Here is a 19,808-nt window from a genome sequence, read left to right on the forward strand (position 1 = left end):
CAACAAAGTTAAACAGGTTGCAAAAAATTAGGCCGGTCGCAAGGCCTCAGTAATAGCGCGGCAAAGTCTTGCTGCCGCCGCTGACGCTGACCAACAATTGTGCGGGCGTCAAACGCAAAATACGCCCCACATTGATGGCGCCAGCCTTGGTTTCGAGCGTACTGTTTGCCGTGGCTGACAGCGTGCTGATGAGCATGCTGCCAGAGTAAGCCAACAGGTCAATCGCGCCGTTGCTCACGACTAGGGATGTCCCGCTGATGGCATTGCCGGATGACCAGGCCTGCGCCGCCCTCAGTTTGATTGCGTTGTAGGCACTAAGCTTGGCGAAGGTCAAGCCGGCGCCGGAGGAAGTGGCTTCAATCTTCCCGTTCGATGTGCTCAAGCTACCCAGTGCGGCGTTGCCGACGCTGGTGACATTGATGTTGCCTTTGGCCACACCGGTGCCCAGCGTGGTCGCTCCACCGGATTGCAACACGGCCCCACCAGCGCTGACGGTATAACTGATGACCGCCAGATCGCCGCCACTGGTGGCTGCGAAGGCGGTTTTCGCGTTGGCGCTCTTGACGACAACCGATCCACCCGCCGATGCCACATTGATATCCGCCGCGGAACTGCGCAAGCTCGCCAACACGGCGTCGCCACCGCTGGTGATCGCCATGTTGCCGCTGGTCGTCCCCGTGCCCGTGGTCTGCAAACTGCCCCCGGCGTGCAGATTCGCCGAGGCCGCAGTGAACGAGCCCAGCGTCGCATCACCCAGCACGGCGTTGGCAACCAAGCCGGTTTTGGCGCTGACAATGCCAAGCTGGAGCGTTCCACTTGCGGCGCCCACATCAACGTTGGCGCTGCTGCTGACCAGCGTGGTCGCCGTGAGGCTGCTACCGGCGGACAGATCGACGATCTTGACGGCCCGCACCGAAGCCACCGTCAGCGCCCCGAGTGCATCCGCCTGCACCTTGCCCGCTGTCGACGTCAGGGACGCCAGCACCGCGTCGCCGCCGCTGGCGATCACGATGTCACCCGTGGTCGCGCCCGAGCCCGTCGCCAGCAAACTGCCGCCAGCGTGCAAGTTGGCCGATGCCGCCTTGAACGAATCCAGCGTCAGGTCGCCCAGCTTGGCGTCCGCAAAAAAGGTGGTTCGTGCTGTCGATTTACCGACCAGCAAGTCACCGGTGTTGGCGGTCAGGGCAATCCGGCCGGTGCTCGAGCTCAGTGTGCCGAAATCAGCCGAGGTGCCGGCCGTCGCGACAATATTGCCCGGCAGCGAAGCACTCGTTAACTGGAGCGCCGCCCCGGAGCTCAAGCTCAGGTCACCGCTGGCGGTCTTCAAGGCGCCAAGGTTCAGATTACCCAGCACCGCCTCAAACGACAGGCCGCTCTTGGCACTGGCGGCCTGGACGCTGACATTGCCAGCGCTGGCCGCCACATCGATCAGACCCGCAGCGCTGGACAAGGACAAGGCCTGTACGCCCGCGCCAGCAGCCAGCAACACGTCGCCCTTGGCCGAACCCGACAACAAGGACAAGGCACCACCGGCACCCAACCACAGCGTGCCATTTCTGCTGGCCACGTTCAACAGGGCCATGTCACGTCCGGCTTGCAGACGGACATTGCCCAGGGCGGATGCCACATCCAAAACCAAGCGCCCCTCGCCATAAATATCCACGCTGCCCTTGGTCGCCGCTACCGAGATCACCGAGACGTCGCCAGCGCCGCCACCGGCCCTGGCCAGCAAACTTCCGCCGGCCATCCAGGCCGTCCCGCTGAAGCCCCCAGCAGTGCTGACCAGGCTGAGATCAGCCCCCGCAATCGCCGATTTCACACTAGACGCGCCACCCGCCGTGACCGAAGCACTCCACTTGGACGACAGGCTGTTCAAAGTCACGCCTTCGCCGGCCGAGACGTTCACCGTACCGGTAGCATCCACCTGGCTGCCGGTGACGGCCCCGCCGGCCCCGATCACGATCGTGCTGCCAGCCGTGTAATTGACGTTGCTGATGTCACCGCTGGCGGTGGCATAAATGCTGCCGAGTGCGTTGACGGCATCCAGGTTGTACAGGTTGCCGGTGGCCGACAGGGCGCGCAGGTCGAGCCCGGAATCAACCATCTTCAGCGTCATGCTGGCGCCCAGCGCAGCGTTCAGGTAAATCGAATAGCCGCGGGGCGTGGTGGCGTTGACCCCGCCGGAGCCGACCTTAACCACCAGCGGGTTGCTGTCCGAGCCGATGGCCCCGCTTTGGGCCGTGAGCGTGAGCGCGTTGGCCTCGATCGCGCGCACCGTCCGGTCACCGCTGTTGGGGTAATTGATCACCGGGCGCGCATCGATGATGGCGCCGGTGGCCGACAGCGAAGCCAGCGCCGGCGTGAAAATGTCGGCGGCACGCATGTCGCCGATCTCGTGAATCCAGATGCCTTCACTGCCACGTGCCACCAGCGTGCCGGTCAGATCATTTCTCAGCGTGATCTGTATCGGTTTAAGTGCGGTGCCAATCGAACCCTGCGCTGCCTCCAGCACAGCCTTCTGGCCCTGGATCACGGAGACGCCTGCGTCAGCCACGTTCAGGATCGAGCCCATCACTTGGATACGCACCTCGCCGGTACCGATAACCTTCTCCAGGTTCGCCGTGCCGCCATTGGGATAGGCGGCCGTGGCATCAGCCCCGAGGTAAATGAAGCCGTTGGACACCACGTTGAGCCGGTTCGACAGAACGTTGAAGTTGTCCTTCTTCAGCACACTCAAGGTCCAGTTCGCGCGGTTGAGCGTCATGTCGGCGCTCTCGGCCGACATGATCACCAGCCGCTCAGCGTCGGTCAACGCGGCCGGCAAGCCCGCGCTCAGCCGCTGCGCCTGCAGCAGGGGAATGCTCTGCGAACCATCGTCACGCCCGACTTTGCCACCCGGGCGCAGCACCACACGGTTGCCCACCACATTGGGCTCCTCGATGCGCGTCTGGGTATCGGTGCTGCTCTTGGAAAACACCGCCGCGGGCAGCGGACTCTTCAATTCCGTGTCCGACCACACCGCCAAAGCACCGACCTCGGCCTTGCCGACCAGCGCGTTGGCGGCGTTCACGGCCGCAATGATCTGGTCATTGCCGGTCTGGTACACCGTCGTGGCGAACTGCACATGCAATTGCAGCACCTCGGCAGTGCGCGCAGTCTCGATCGCCACCACCTGCGCCTCGGTAATTCCCTTGCTCAGGTAACTTGCACGCTCCTCGGTGCTGAAATGGTATTGGTAGGTGAGCGGGTCGATCACCGGCGCGACATAGCTCGTGACATTGCCCGAACCATTCGTGACCACCGAACTGACCCCACGCAGACTCCAGTAGCGCTGGTATTGGGCGCGGGTGGTGGTCAGCGTCTGCTGACGGCTGAGCTCGGCAGAATTACCTTGCAGCGCGGCCTGGTCCCACAAGGACAGCAACTGCGCCTCGGTGCGCTCGTCGCGCGTCTCGTTGCGGTTGTTGTCAATCAGGTCGCCGCCCGACTGCAGGTAGACATCACCGCCCGAAGCGACTTGATTGACCCAGAGATTCCCGGTGGGCTGCTTGATCGCAATGCCGTTGCGGGCATAAGCGCTCAGACCGCCATTGGTCGAATCCGCCGTCTGAATGTTCAGCGTTGACTTGACTGTGCCATCGGCATTGAATTCACCGATGCCACCGGTCGGAGCCGACAGGTAAATGCGGTTGCCCGAGACATGCACGGCACTGGGATCGAGGCCAAAAATCGAGCCGTCGCCGTCGAGCCAGACGTTGCCGGTGGTCGACACCCGGTTGACGCGCAAGGCACCACTGTTGCCGTGGACAGCGATGTCGCCACTGGTTGAAACGGCCGTGAAAGAGCCTGCGCCCGTGATCAGGTTGATTGGGTCTGACTGGGAGCCGATGCCTGTTTTCGCAACGAAGCTCAGGCCCTGGCCATTGACCACGGCACCGCTGTTGAGTTGGGAGATCGACCCCGCCGTCGATGTCAGCGACACCGTGCCGCTGGCATTGGTGATGTCGCCACCGAGGCGAATGCCGCCGACGCTCTTCACATCGAGAAGGCCACTGTTATAGCCGACCAACTGGATGCTGATCGGGTGATCGGCCGCTACATGCTGTGTGAAGACATCCTTGTAGCCGACCTCGGTGCGCCGGTCGACATAGTAGGTTTTCTTGATGCACAAAAAGCCGCACTTCTTCCAGGAACGGTAGTAGGTTTCCACTTCGGCTTCAGTAAGGAAACGCTTACTTTGCAACGAGAAAGTGCTCCCGCCCACCGGCACCTTGGTGCTGACAAACACATCTTCGACCATCGCATTGGCGGTCTTGACATAGGTATCGACGTTATTCCAGCTGACAGTGCCGCCACTGATAAAACCAAGGTAGGACGAATTCTGATAGTAGTAGTGCTTTTCGGTCGTGTATTCGTAACCCGCCGACCAGGAGTAGATGCTGTTGGTAGCGGGGTTGTAGCTGAACTGGGCCTTGAGGCTGCCCGATGGCGCCAGCGATGACACGGTCGCGGTGCCGATCTTCGTGTCGCCAATGCCGCGTCCGGCGGTGACGGTACCGCGAATCACGCCGTCGGCGTCGTGCTGGTAGGTGGTGGTCTGGTAATCGATGATCACGTTAGCACTGTTGCGAACCGGCTTGCCCATGTCGGTGATGCGCACCACGCCAGCTTCGCCGCCCGTGCTCAGACCCAGCAGGTCCAAGCCATAACTAGTCTGATTATCAATATTGATGTGGGCGTAGCCATCGAGCGCACGCACCACACCGCCACCGGTGTTGATGATGGTACCTATCAATTCCACCAGCCCCCCGGTCACGTTGGTAGCCGCCACCTTCAGACGCTTCGTCTCGGCATCAAAGAAGACGATCGGCTGCAGTCTCCGTGCCGCCATCGCGTTGAGGGCGGTGGTGCGCTGGGACGCGGTGAGCGTGCCGTTGGCAAACTGCTTGTTGATCTCGGCCTCGCTGTCAGTTGGCCGTGGGCCGGTGACCTGGATCAAGGACGACGTGCCCCGGGACAGGTAACGTCCTCGGTTGGCATTCCACAGAGTCTGCCAGGCGTTGATGGCGGGTCCGACCGTGGCGCTGCTGAGCACCACGTTGTAATCGGGTTGTCCAGATTGCACGGTGCCGTTGATGTTGAGGTAACGCGCCCCGATGAAGATCGCGCCGCTGGCATAAACCCCGCCGGCACCATTGACAACGCAGTTGGCGTTGTAGGTCGATCCCGCAACACCAGGGCGCGCGGAGCCGCAGGCGGTGATGCCCAGGTTGTCCAGAATCCTTTGCTGGTCATCGCTGTACGCCACGGCATAGAGCGACTCGGGGGAGCCGCCGACCGACTGGCTGATGGTGGGCGAAGAGAGCACAAAATTCTTGCCGGCCGTGACCGTGATTTCCTTGCCATCGAGGCGCGGCGTGTAGGCCGGGTTTTCAGCGTAGACCGAGATGCTGCCTTCCGTGTTGGCCAGGTTCACCGTGCCGAGCTTGTTGTACAGCGTGCCATTGACGCGCAGTTCCGGCGCCCGCAACTGGTCTTCGCGCAAGTCGGCCGAGCTGCCGTCAGGCGCCGTCATGACCACGGCCGTAGCCGACACGCCCAGCGGCACATAGGTGTTTTTCACCGTCAGGCTTGGCAGTTTCTGCGCCGTACCACCACCGCGCGTGTCGATGCTATCGACGTTCAGGCCGGTGGTCTTAACACTGGTGTTGAGCGTGCCAATGTCGGCATTGCTGGTGAGATAAGTGCCGTTGTATTTGGCAAAGCCGCCATTGGCGTCCACCGTCATGTTGAAAACCCGCAGGTTCAGGGGGCTCTTATTCTCGATGTAGATTTCCGAATCGGCCCGCGCCGTCAGCGAGGCCGTGCCGCTCACGTTGTTGCCAAACAGCTCGATGTTGCCGCTTCCGGCGCGCAGGTCCTTGATGTTCAGGAAGTTGGCCGCAACGCCCTCGAGCGGAACAATCAGGCCGTTCGGCAACACTTCGGCCAGACCTTCCTTGATCAGGTTGGCAAAATAAAAGCTGAGCTCGGCTTGCACAAAGGCCTTGACCTCGGGCACATCGCCGTAGCGCGCGAGCTGATCGTACAGGCGGGCCACATAGGCGCTCGCCGAAGCCGAGAGGTCCTCGTTGGTGATGCTGTAGCGCACATCGCCCACGCTCTCCACCACCTTGCCATTGATGTCGATCACCAGCCTTTGTTTGTTGCCAAAACCAGCCTCGAACGCGCCCTTGAGCACGGCGGTGTTGCTGAGGCTTTTGATCGATCGGCCGTAGGTGCTGCTGATCCCCATCATCTCGCCCAGGTCGCGCGTCCAGTCGCTGACATTGCCGGTGCCGCTGACCACCAGACTGCCCTCGACCGCGCCGACGCGAATGGTGCCGCCCGAGCGCACGGCCGTGGCATCCACAGTCACGGCATTGTTCAGGTTCAGCGTGGCATCGGCGGTGGGGTTGATCGACACCGGGACCACGGCGTGGTTGAACAGGTCGGCGCGCGCCGTCACAAAACTCTTGTTGCGGTTGAAATCACGGTCCTGGCCGGCCAGCAGCGACAGGTCTTCGGAACTGCGCACCGACGTGCCAGCACCCAGGTTGACCCGGTTGTTGACGTTGGCCGTGGCATAGGCGTTGCCTTGTGCCGCGGCCGCCAGGCCATAAGTCTTGGAAATCGTGTTGGCTTCGAGGTCGATGTAAGACAGCGCGTCAACGTGCGCCTCACCATAACTGGCGATCGTGCTGTTGGTACCGATGCTGGCATCGGCGTTGGCGTTGCTGGTGATGCGGGTCTCGACCAGGGCGATCGGAATCACACCGCCCACGTCCATGCGACCCAGGGCCGAACCGTGTATCTCGTTGTAGGCGCGCAGTTCCAGCAGCTTTTCCACGGTCACGGTCACATTGTTGCCCAGGCTCGCGTTGGCGCTGCCGCTCAGGACCGTTCTCACATCGGCACCAGCACCGCTGATCACGCCACCGCCGCCGCCTTCTGCACTCTGGCGCCCCAGATCGGTACGGGCCAGGTCATTGGTGGCCAGCACACGCAGGCTGTTGCTGACGAGCTGGGTGGCGTTGAGCAGCGCGGCACTGGCCGAACCGTTCAGTGTGGCGCGGGCCACCGCGCCGGAAGCACCGATCGCCGAGGCGTTCACTGCAATGCTGTGGCTGTCATAGCGGACGGCTCGGCTGGCGCCAACCGTGGTCATGCCAGCCACCAGCAAGTCACCACCCAATTCGGCGTTGACACTCTGGCTGTGGGTCAGCGTCGACTCGGCACCGGAACCCGCCACCAGGCCACCCGCGCCGGCAGTGGCATCACTGTCGATCGACTCGTTGCCGCTGGCACCCACCTGCAGACTGCCACCGACACTGCCGACCAGGTTCGAGACCTTGGCGCCCACCGTGGAGTTGCTCTCGGACGAGGACAGCGCCACACCCACACCCACAAGTCCTGCGGCAATCCCCACCGCGTTGGACTTCACCACCATAACATCGGTGGCCGTGAAGCTGGCGTCACCCGTTGCCCGCAGCGCGGTCGCCTGCGCCAGGTTCACGCTGGCGCTACCGCGGTTGCTCGAACTTGCCGAGGCACCGGTGGCGCCAATCAAAAGACCGCCCGCGCCGGCGCTGGAAAAACTGTCAACCAGGGAATCGCCCGCGCCGAGCACGGCCCTGACCGTCACCGAGTTGCCACGCAAGGTCAGCGCGCCCAGGCTGTTGACCGAGACGGCGGAGGCCACGCTCGACTCCGCGACCGAGATCCCCACCGCACCGCCCAAACCGACCGCCACGCCAATCGCGTCGCTGCTGGCTTGCGGACTGGCCTTGGCTGAAATGGCCAGGGCAGCATCACCCGCATCCAGCACCAGAGCGCTGGCCAGATTGACCTGCACCGTGCCGCTGTCGCTGGCCGTGGCGCCGGCGCCGCTGCCAGCCACCACACCACCCGAGCCACCCACCGCCATGGCCGTCACGCTGGACTGCCGTTCGGCGCTCAAGCTCACGCCTTGCCCCGCAACCGAACCGGCGACTTGCGTGATCACGCTGCCACTTTGATCAGCCGTCGCCACCACGACGCCGACACTGAGCGCACCCACCGTGGCACCGTAGGCCTCACTTGACATCGACGCCTGATCCAGCGCCCGCACAGTGACCGCACCATCGGCGCGCACCCCGCCGCTCAAGGCCGCCGAATTGGCCGTCTGGTTGCGCGCAACCGACACCGCAGCGCCAACACCGACAAAACCGCCCGCACCAGCAATGGCGCGGCTTTGCACACTGGCGCCGCCGGCCGCCGGGGCGCGCGTACCAGAATCAACGCTGATGGCACCCTGGCTGTCGAGGCTGGCAGCGCTCACACTGGCGTTATTGGCGCCGCCCAGAATGGTCACGGCCACGCCGGCGCTGACGCCGGCTGCACCACCGCGCGCAATGGCGCCTGCGCTGTTGTTGACTTCGGTGCTGTCGGTACTGCTAACGCGCACGGAGCCAGCCAGGATGCTGCTTGCCGCCACGGTTGCCGAAGTTGAATGCAGACCCGATGCCCCCGTAAAGGCAGCCTGCGTGTCGTAGCTGGTGCCTGAATTGAGGTTACCCTGTTCCGTCGACGTCAGTGCCGAACCAGTCCCTTCGGCCTTGTTGGCCTTTGTGGCGGAAGACACCCGGGCCACCGAACTGCCGCTGCCGTTGTTGAGTTCGCTGGTGGCATTGCTGTCGGGCGCACTGCCAAACAGCAAGACGCCCACGGCACCACTGACACCGACCGTGCCGCCACCGCCCGCCGTGGCGGTGATCATTTGCACATTGGCCTCACGCGCCGCCAGCACCGACAACTCACCCCCCACCGTGAGCGCACTGCCCGAGGCGTTGGCCAGCACGCTGCTGCGGCCAATGACCACGTTGGCCGCCGACCCCACGCCCGTCACACCCGCCACACCGACACCGCCGGCGTTGTGGTTGATGCTGATGTGCTCGTTGGCTGCCACCGAGAGCGAGCCCACCCCGGCCGCCTTGGTAAACAGCAAGCGACTCGACGGCGAACCGGCATCTGGCACACCACTGGTCGTGGCGGTGTAAATCAAGGCGGTCAGCTGACCGTCGCCCAGGCTTGTGAGATTGGCGGTGTAGCTGCCATCTGCATTGAGCGTGGCTGTGACCGTGCGCGTGCCGTCGGACACCTTCATCAGCGCGCGGCTACCCAAGGATGCCTGCGCAGCCGGAATAGCCTGTTCGGTACTAGTGGCCGGCGTTGCCGGCGACATCAGCACAAAACGCGTGGCGCCCTGCTCGTTGGCCGTGATGATGCCATCGACGCCATCAAGCACCACGGTCACGCCAGCATTGTTCAATGACGCCACCGCACCGGTGGCGCGGGTGCGCCGCTCCACGCGTGAAGTGCCGCCCAGATTCGCTTCGGTCTGACCCTGCAGCACGGTCACTGCCGCGCCGATCGCCACACCCGCAATGCCACCACCACCCACCGTTGCCGCCACCGCCAGTTCCTCGGTGGTGTTATCCGCATGCACCAGCACCGCACCATCGGCACGAATCAGGCTGTCCGTCAACAGGGCACGCACAACCGATCCCGACACATTGGTGGTAAAGCTCAGGCCAACACCCAACGCGGCGCTGACACCAGCCGAGCCCGCAATCAGATTGATGCGATTGGCGCCATCGGCCAGCACACTGACGCTGCCGGCCTCGATCGTCGAACTGTCGACACGCGCAACCGTCTCGCCCTCAACCAGCGCCACACCGCCGCTGCCGGCCACGCCGGCAACGGCACCACCGGCGGCGCCGATCACAATTTGCGCAACTGAATTGCTTGAGCGCGCCTTGACCACCACCGCCCCAGCCGCTTTGACATAGGCAGAATCACGCACCTCGGCGAGGGTGGTACGGTCAATCAGCGCCGTACCCACCGCACCTGACACGCCCACCCCACCAACAGCCAGTGCGGTGGCTGAACTGGCCACCATGGCGTGGTTGGCGGCCATGACATCGGTCGTTTGCGCTGCATTGGCGCCGCCCAACCATCCAATGAACGCGCTGTCGATATAGGCCCGGGTGCTGCCGCCGATCTTATCCACGTTGACGGCCGCACCGGCCGCACCCGCCGCACCGCCGCCCGCCACCGCGGTGAGCGAACCGATCTGCTCGATCGAGGTGGCCTGCACGGCCAGACCCTTGACGATGCGCGTGGCAAAGCTGGCCCCGGCAAGCACCGCGTCCGAGAGCTCGGTGATGTTCATCAGGTCGGGCGCGCTGGCCAGGCCGTCGGCCCTCACGGTCAGGCCGGCGCCGTTGGCCAGGGCGTTGACGTGTGAGTTAGAACCGGTGATGCCGGCCGTGGTGAAACTTGAGATGATGTTGGTCAGCACGCCACCGGCGGCGCCCACCCCGGCCATCCCCAGGCCGACCGCACCGGAGAGCGCCTTGATGCGGTCGCGGCTGTTGGCCGTGACCGCGACCGAGTCGGCGGCGATCACCTTGGTGACAAAGCCGTCGGCACCCAGCGTTGCGTGGGTCTGGGATGCGATCAAACTGACCGCCACCGAGCCCTGCACCCCGACAGAACCGGCACTCATGCCCACAGCAACCGTGTTGATCTGGTTGTCACTTTCAGCCGACAACAGCAGGTCGTCGGCGTTTTGGGTCCAATGGCCAATGCCGTTGTTAAAGTTCGCATTGCTCACACCCACCAGGCTGGCCCTGGTTTGGGTGCCGATGCGGTTGACCGCCAGCGCTGCGCCCACGGCCACGCCACCACTGCCCGACAAGTTGCCAGCCAGCGAATCAATCTCTGCGGCCTGTCGGGCACTGACACTCAGCGTGTTACTGGCGATCAGTTCTGACCCCACCCACGATGCCGTGACCTCATCTTCGAGCAGGTTGGTGGCGTTGGAGCCGTTGATGGCGGACGCGCCACCGACACCGGCGGCAACACCGATCGACTTGATAGTCGAGGTCGAGTACGCGTTCACTGCGACCATCCCGCCAGAGCGCACGACGCTGCCCTGCACTTCGGCCTTGACAACTTTGCTGCTGTCGGCATCAAGCGCCGTGCGACCCAGGAAGTTCAGCGCCAGTGCGGCCCCGCCGCCCGCCGTTCCGCCACCGGTCACCGTGCCGGCGAAGGACTTGATGGTAGAGGTGTCGCGTGCCTCCACCGTCAAAGTGGCGGCGTTGACCACCAGGTCGACGCCCGCCATTTGCGCCAGCACCGTCGAGGTGATGCCGTTGGTCGTGAACGAGCCCGCCAGCGTCACCGTACCGCCGACAGCCATGCCGGCCGCGATCGACTCGATACTGCCGGATGTGGTGGCCTTCACATTGACTGCGCCGGTCGCTTGCAGCGCGCTGTCAGCCAGGCGCGCTGTCACATCGCCACCGATGTCGTTAACCGACACCGCCACACCCACCGCTGCCGCACCGCCACCGCTGATGGTGCCCGCGAGCGAGAAGATGTCGGCGTCGTTGTCGGCGCTCACCGTGAACGCGCCACCGTTGGTGACCTGGGTCAGGTTCAGCACCTGGGCCTTGACACTGGCGCTGACCGAATTGGTCGTGAAGCTGCCGTTGACCGAAGCGCCTGCCGAGACCGAACCCGAGGCGGCCACCGACTTGATCTCGCCGCGCAGGTCGGCGTCGACCACCACCGTGGGCGCCGCGTGCAGGGTCATGCCCGACAGGTTCGCCAGCACCGCACTGCCGATCTGGTTGACGGCAATCGCCGCACCCACCGCAGCGGCACCACTGGCCGAGAAATTACCCGCCAGCGTGCGCACGGTGGCCGCATCGTCGGCTTGCACCGTCAGCGACGTGGCTGTGCCGCTAAGCGAACCACCCGACCAGGAGGCCGTGATCTCGTCTTCCAGCAGATTGGTCGTGTTCGAACCCGTGACAGCGACATTGCCGCTGGCGCCCACGGCCACGCCCATCGATTCAATGAGCGAAGTCGACAAAGCCTTGACCTGCACCGCCCCGCCAGAATTGATCGCGCTGTTGAGAACCTCGGCCTTGACCACTTTGCTGCTGTCGGCATTGAGCGCCGTGCGGCCCAGAAAGTTCAGCGCAAAGGCGGCGCCACCGGCCGCCGTGCCGCCACCGGCCACGCTGCCCGCGAACGACTGGATGGTCGAGCTGTCTTTCGCCTGCACCAGGAGAGAGCCCGAAGCCGCCGCCTGCGTCACGCTGTCCATCTGCGCCAGCACCGTCGAGGTGATGCTGTTGGTGGTGTTGGAGCCTGCGGCGCCGACTGTGCCGCCGCCGGCCATGCCGGCCGCGATCGACTCGATCGTGCCCGAGGTGGTGGCCAGTACATTCACAGCGCCGGTTGCGCGCAGCGTGCTGTTAGCCAGGCGCGCAGTCACATCACCGCCGATGTCGTTGACCGACACCGCCACGCCCACTGCTGCCGTACCGCCAGCGCTGATAGTTCCCGCGAGCGAGAAGATGTCGGCGTCGTTATCGGCGCTTACCGTGAACGCACCACCGCTGGTGCTCTGGGTCAGGCCCAGCGCCTGTGCCTTGACACTGGCAGTGATTTCGTTGGTCGTGAAGCTGCCGTTGACCGAAACACTCCCCGAGGCCGCACCCGAGGCGGCCACCGACTTGATCTCGCCGCGCAGGTCGGCGTCGACGACCACCGTGGGTGCCGCGCTCAAGGTCATGCCCGACAAACTCGCCTGCACCGCGCTGCCGATCTGGTTGACGGCAATCGCCGCACCCACCGCAGCGGCACCACTGGCCGAGAAATTACCCGCCAGCGTGCGCACGGTGGCCGCATCGTCGGCTTGCACCGTCAGCGACGTGGCTGTTCCGCTGAGCGAACCACCCGACCAGGAGGCCGTGATCTCGTCTTCCAGCAGATTGGTCGTGTTCGAACCCGTGACAGCGACATTGCCGCTGGCGCCCACGGCCACGCCCATCGATTCAATGAGCGAAGTCGACAAGGCCTTGACCAGCACCGCGCCGCCCGAATTGATCGTGCTGTTGAGCACCTCGGCCTTGACAATTTTGCTGCTGTCGGCATTGAGCGCCGTGCGACCCAGGAAATTGAGCGCAAAAGCGGCGCCGCCGGCCGCCGTACCGCCACCGGCCACGCTGCCCGCGAACGACTGGATGATCGAGCTGTCTTTCGCCTGCAACCGCAGCGAGGCCGAAGCCACCGCCTGCGTGACGCTGTCCATCTGCGCCAGCACCGTCGAGGTGATGGCGTTGGTAGTGTTGGAACCAGCCAGAGCGGTCGTACCCGCACCCGACACACCTGCCGCTATCGAGCCGATAGAACCGGAAGACGTAGCGTCCACCTCGACCGCTCCGGTCGCGCGCATCGTGAAGTTCTGAACCCGGGCGGTCACGCTGCCGCCGATCTCGTTGACCGAAACCGCTGCCCCAACCGCTGTCGTGCCGGCACCACTGATGGTGCCCGCCAGGGAGGCAATGGCGGCGTCATTGTCGGCGTGCACTTTGAAAGCACCGCCGCTGGTGCTTTGGCTTCCACCCACAACCTCGGCCAGCACATTGGCCTCGATCACGTTGCTGGTGACACTGCCATTGATCGCTGTCGTTCCGGCGCCGCTGCCGGATGCCGCAACCGATCCAATGGACCCGTCAAGCAGGGCATCCAGCGACACGGCCACCGGCGCCGCCAACACCGAGTCTTTCAGGCGCGCCGTGACCTTGAAGTCGGCGCTGCCCTGGCCCATGAGGTTGACCGCCACCGCGCCACCAATGGCGCCCGTACCCCCTGCCGCCACGGCACCGGCCAGGGACTGAATCGATCCCGCCTGCGAAGCGTGAACCGTCAGCGACGATGCAGCACCGTCGATGGTGCTGTATTCCACGTTGGCCAAAGTGGTTCCGTTGAGCACGTTGGTGCTCGACGAACCCGCCAACGCATAGTCTTTGCCGCCGGCCAGGGTGACCGACAGCGTCTGGATGCTGGCATCGGAATCGGCCAGCACCGACACGGCGCTGCCCACGTGGAGCGTGGAGGAAAGAATCTGGGCCGAGCGCGTGCTGTTGATCGTGTTGAAGCCCAGGGCCAGTGCCCCTGAATAGCCTTTGGACGCCGAGACACCCCCGGCCAGCGAACGGATGCTAGCGCTGTTGGCACCCGCACCTTCACCGGCCTGAACCTGCACCGCGCCCGCTGTGACGGTTGAGGCACTGATGCGCGCCTCAGTCACGTCACCGGTTTCATTCACGGTGACCGTGCCGGCAAAGCCGACATTACCGTCGGCGGCAGCACCCGAAGCGGCCACCGACATCAGGTCGCTGGTATTGCTGGCCTGCACCTGCACCGTGCCCGCACCCACGTTGACCTTGGTGTTGTTGATCGTGGCGGCGTTGCCGGCCGCGCGGGTGCTGAACGTGTCAGTGCCCACGGTGTAGGTTTTGGTGCCGGTCTGGGTGTAGGCCACGGCCGCGCCCATGGCTTTGCCATTGCCGCCGCCCACGGCAAAACTCAGGTTGCCGGCCAGGCCAAAAGTATTGCCTGTGGTGTCCGATTTCACTGCCAGGCTGGCTGCAGTCACCGTGCCGCCCGTCACCAGGGCCTGGGTGCGTTGGCCAATCAGGTTGACCGCAGCCGAACCCATGCCCGAAAACTTGCCCTTGGTGGCGCCGACGCCGGCCGAGACACCCACGATGTCGGCGCGGCTGAGCGCCTGCACGCTGACCGCGCCTGCGGTGGTGATGCGGCCATTGAGCTCGGCGCCGTAGGTGGTCTGGATGTCGTTTTGCACATAAGACAGCCCCAGGCTTGACGCGTTGCCGCCCAGCGTCACGCTCAGCGTGCCGGCCACGCCCACCACGCTCTCGCCGCCCACGGCGTTCTTGAACTCGCTGGTGTAGCCATTGCTGGCCGAAGTCATTTCATAGTCGATCATGCCTGAGGCGCGCACCGCACCCAACAAGGCGTCCAGGCTGGCACCGGTGGGGGCACCACCGGCCTGCACCGCCAGGTCGCCCGTGAGGTTGACCTCGGCGTCGTCTTTGACACCGGCGCTGAGCGTGTTGCCGACGTGGTTGAAGACAAACGAACCCATCAACTGACCAGCCGAGGTCGAATCGCTGCTGGTCTGCAAGCCCGCCACCGCGCCCACACCCACCACTTTTTGCGACGACAAGGCCAGCACGGCCAAGTCATGGACCTGTCTGATCGAGCCGCCCGACACCTGCGCCTGCGTGCTGCCATTGGCATTGACGATTGAGATCGCCGCGCCCACGCCGGCCGAACCCTTGCCCGTGCTCACCGACAAGGCCCCGCCCCCGGCGCCAATGCGGCTGCGGTCATAGGCCACCACCTGCACGCCCAAGGCGGTAGGCCCGGCGATGTTTCCCGAGACAGTCGTGCCTTCCATCGAGGCCACGGTGTCATCCGTCGTGGTGGTGACCGAAGCCGCGCCCACCACTGACACGCTGGTGGTGCTGCCTTTGGACAAGTTGGCCGAAATACCGGTGGCCACGGCGGTGCGCTCGCCCGATTTGAGCGCCTGTACCACCAGGCCGCCGGCCTGGTCCGCCAGGTCGCTGATGGTGCTACCCACAATGCGTGCCGTGGTGTCGTCGTCCGAGTCCTGGATCGCGACCGCACCCGCCACCGCAGCAGTGAAGGTGGTGGCCGGGCTCTTGGACATCGACAGCGCACCGCCACCGGCCGCGCTCACCTGGGTGACGTCCGACAGGGCCCGCACGGCTACCGTGTTGGTGCCGGAGCCGATCGCGCTGATCACAGCCCTGTCGATCAGTGCCGTGGTGTCAAGGTTGCTGTAGTTGGTGACGATGGCACCAGCCCCGGCGATGGAGAAACTGGGTGGTTTGCTCGCTGCGGGTGCGGCGGCCGCAGCCTGGCCGGTGCCGCTGCCTTCGGCAGGCGCACCGGCCTCTGCCGCTGGCGCCATGCTGGCATCGCTGCCGTCGAGCTGCGACTGTGCACCGGCAGATTTTGTGCCTGCCTTGTCGGCCAAACCCGGTTTGGGCGTCCCCCCCGCCATGGCACCGGCCACACCCACCGCGCCGATCTGGCCCGTGGTAGTAGCCAGCACAGCCAGTTGCGCCGACTGGACAAAACCAACCGCACCTTCAGCAGTATCCGCACCGCCGGCATCGCTGTCGTTGTCACCGATGTAGGCTTTTGTGTTGCCGGTGATCTCATTCATCGCCAGGCCGATGCCCACGCCCGAATTTGAACTTTTGGTGACCGCGCCGCTGATGCCATAAGTCCACAGGGTCAACGCGGCTTTGACTTCAATGTCTTTTGCAACCGTAACCTGCGCTTCGCGGCTGATCGAGGCCAGCGCGGTTTCAGTGAGTTTGTCGTAGGACATCATGGCGTTGGCCGCCACACCTTCGCCTGCGCCGGCGGTAGCTGCCACCGACAGCAACCAGTCCTTGTTTATGGCCTGCACTGACAGGGAGCGGGCATTCACCACCGCTTGATCTGCAATGCCAGAAACAGCCGTATTTTTCCGCTCCACCATGCTGAAAGTTCCGCCCACAGCGGTGCCACTGGCACTGCTCTCCGGGGCCGCACCACCCGCAGCATGCAAGGTCTGCGCGTGGTTTTGGGCTTTGACCAGCAAGGACGCTGCCGAGTTGTGCCCGATGTCAATCTCGTCGAGCTTCACGCCCGTGCCTGTTCCGTTGGCATTCAGTACTTCACGGGTTTCGCTGGCGAACTCATTGATGACACGGATTGTCTTGTCAAGGCGATACGGCTTGGCGCCAATGAGCAAAGGCTCAATGTCAGAGTCGAAATACACCTCTTTGGTGTGGTAACTCCAACTGGCATCGCTCAAGGTTGTGGTGCTCAGACGCGCACCGGTGTCCACCCAGGCGACGGTGTTGTTCGTGTTGAACGACAGGCTGACCGCCCCCGACGCCGCCAGATTCTGCGCCGCCGACTTGGCTGCCACACGGGTGTTGAAGCCCTCAAAAAACGGGTTCACGCCCCCCACCAGATTGGTGTAGACCTTGAACGGGTCGTCCCACGCGAAGGGCAGACCCTCGGTGTAGAACTCGGGCATGTCCGTGTTGGCGCTCACCGCCACATGCAAACCTTTCAACGTGGCAACGCTACCGACCCGGGCTTGGGTGTCAAAGTTGTTCTTGTTGTAATTGAAGGCCACGCTCAAGGAGGTGGCCGACGCATCGGCGCCTGACACCTTGGAAGTAGCCTCGGCCATGGCCGTGCCTTGCACGGCGCCCGCCAAGGTTTGCGCATCAATGATGGCGTTGCCGGTGGCGACCAAACTGGCACCCGCGCCCAGGGTCGCACGCGTGGTGTGGTCCGATTCAGCCCAGGCCAAAGCCCCGGCCATGCGCAGCTTGGGCGTGCTTGCAGAAGACGTGTTGCCGGTCGAGGCTTCCTGCGCGGTGGCCACTGCCCCTGCCATCTTCATGAAACCGTCCATCAAACCTTTTTGGGCTTCGGCGTCGCTGGTTTCCAGCGTAGCTGGCAATGCGATAAGTGGCGGATTTTCGCTGGTGTTTTGAGATTTGGCCGAGACCGCGCTTTTTGACACAAAGTTCATCGCCGTCAGGCGGGCTTCGCCCTGTGCGGTGGCCTGACCATCCAATGTGGCGCGCGTGTCTGACTTTTGCAGCGACAGGGCACCCACCACACCGGCCGTACCACTGCCATAGACCTTAACCTCGGCCGCGGTGCTGTACTGCCCGGAGTGGTAGGACTCCAGTTTGAGGTCGTTGCCGCTGCTCAGCACCGCACCACTGCCCACCGTCACGGTGGTGGTCACATCCGAAAGTGAACCCGCAAAAATGATGGAGGCCACATTCGCAGCGCCTGTGGCTGCGTCGGTTGAGCCAACGGCCGTGCTGTTCATCAGCACCTTGGTTTTTGACGCCGCCAACAAACTCATGTCGTGGTCAGCAGACAAGTTGGCGCCCGACTGCACATCCACAGCGGTCGTGCCCTTGACCCGTGCAAACCCAGCCCCCAGGTTCGCCTTGGCCGAGCCTTCGACAGCCTGCTCGGCCCCGGCCCAGCGGTCGGCCTTGGCCGTGATGCTCAAGTCGCGGCTGGCCAGCACGTCGGCGGTGTCCGTCAGCGTCACCCTGGCATTGCCGGTGGCCTGCACATAGGCCAGTGTCAGCGCCGCAGGCGAACCCGCCAAAGACAAGCCGATATCGACAATCCCTTGCTGCAAGCTGCCAGCAGCGCCACCAAACACTGCCTTGGACTCGATCGACGACAACAGATTAATGTCGCGCCCCTTCAAAGTACCCGCCACCGTAATCGAGGCGTTGGCATCGGACAGGCTGACAAACGTCGCCCAGTTGCTGCTTTGTTTGGCGATCAGGCTGATGTCGCCCGCCGCGAAGGTCGTGCCACCGGTGTTGACCACCGAGGCGTCCAGCACCGCGCCTGTGGCCACCGTGATCGAAGGCGCGGTGAGCGTGATGTTGCCGCTGTTGCCCATTGACGGAGTGAGTGGATCGTTGGCAATCGCCGTGGCGGCAGCAGAGACACCACTGGCTGATGCGCCATCGGAGGTCACGTGGCGCGTGTTCAGTGTCACAGCCGTATTGACCGTCAGGGTCTTGGTGGCATCCAGCGACAGGGCGGCACCATTGGTATAGAGGCTGCCAGAAACCACCAGGTCTTCAGGGTCGATGTAGGCCAAACCGGCCTGGCCTTTGTCGCTGCTGGCATCCAGCGTCAAGCCACCAATCTGGACCGTTTGGGCGGCCGACAATTCGATGAAGCCACCAGCGCCAAATCCATCCCCGCGCGCCGCCAAAGTGGCACCGACCGCATTGCTGGCGCTGCCATGCGCATACAGCGTCACCTGACCGCCCGCCTCACCCGAACCCGCCGCACCCGAAGCCGAGACCTGGGCGTTGGCGCCCACGGCGATATCGGTGCCCGCCACCACGCGCACGGCGCCCGCATGGCGCCACAAGCTGCTGTCGGAGATCAACACGCCATCCAGCTTGATTGAGCCGGGGGTCGTGATGTCGATCACGCCGTCGCGGTCCTCCAGCGGCGCCAGCGATTTGAGATCGCCCAGGTTCACGGCCGAGCCAGCCACACGTCCTTGCACCACCACTTGACCCGACAAGGTGACTCCCAGCCCACCAGGTCCGCCCTGGCCGGCCATGATGCTGACACCGTCCTTGGCCGTCACACGCCCCTGAATGTCGACGCCACCCGTGGCCGAGCGTTCGAAAGCTCCCCCTAACAAACCAATGACAGCAGCCCCTGACAGCGTGCCGCCACCAGCCAGCAAGCCATTGACAAACGTGGTCGACGGTGCGGCAAAGCTCAAGCGCCCCACATCGACCTGGCCACTTGGCCCTACCGTGAAGCCATGGCTATCGACAAACAGAATGTTGCCGCCGATAGCGCCGTTGCTCAGACGGCTTTCCAGCCGGCCATCCACGCGCACACGGGCATCGCGAACAATATTGACCCACCAGTTGGCGCCCTGCGGCACGGCCAGCTTAACCACATCACCCTGCCCCACCTGAAACGCCGAATAGGTGCTGAAGGCGTTGCCGTCACGCAGGCTCTGGGTGCTCACCACCGTCTGATTGCCCTGCGTGCTCACCAAGGTGGCGGTCTGGCCCGGCCCGACCAGAGGTGTAATCACGGTCTGCGCCAACAACGCCGGACTCACGGCCCCCAAAGCCACGGCCGCTGCCAGCGCCACAGACCGAACACGCACCACCAGACGCCTGCGTGTCAGGCGTGCCGCTTTGGCGGAGGAAGGGAACTTGAAGGTGTAGAGGGTCATGGTGGGCATTCGGTTGGGCTGCTACGCCAGGGCGGCGCAGACG

At 64.3% G+C, this 19,808-nt stretch carries 1 protein-coding gene; it reads right to left on the reverse strand.

What is annotated here, in order from left to right; genetic code table 11:
* Positions 1-46 precede the first annotated feature (46 nt).
* Positions 47-19,765: a leukotoxin LktA family filamentous adhesin gene (locus J8G15_RS05600; protein WP_210546544.1), complete on the reverse strand. Its 19,719-nt coding sequence runs from the start codon at positions 19,763-19,765 to the stop codon at positions 47-49.
* Between the last annotated feature and the right edge of the window lie 43 nt (positions 19,766-19,808).

The sequence above is a fragment of the Rhodoferax sp. PAMC 29310 genome, assembly GCF_017948265.1.
GTDB lineage: Bacteria > Pseudomonadota > Gammaproteobacteria > Burkholderiales > Burkholderiaceae_C > Rhodoferax.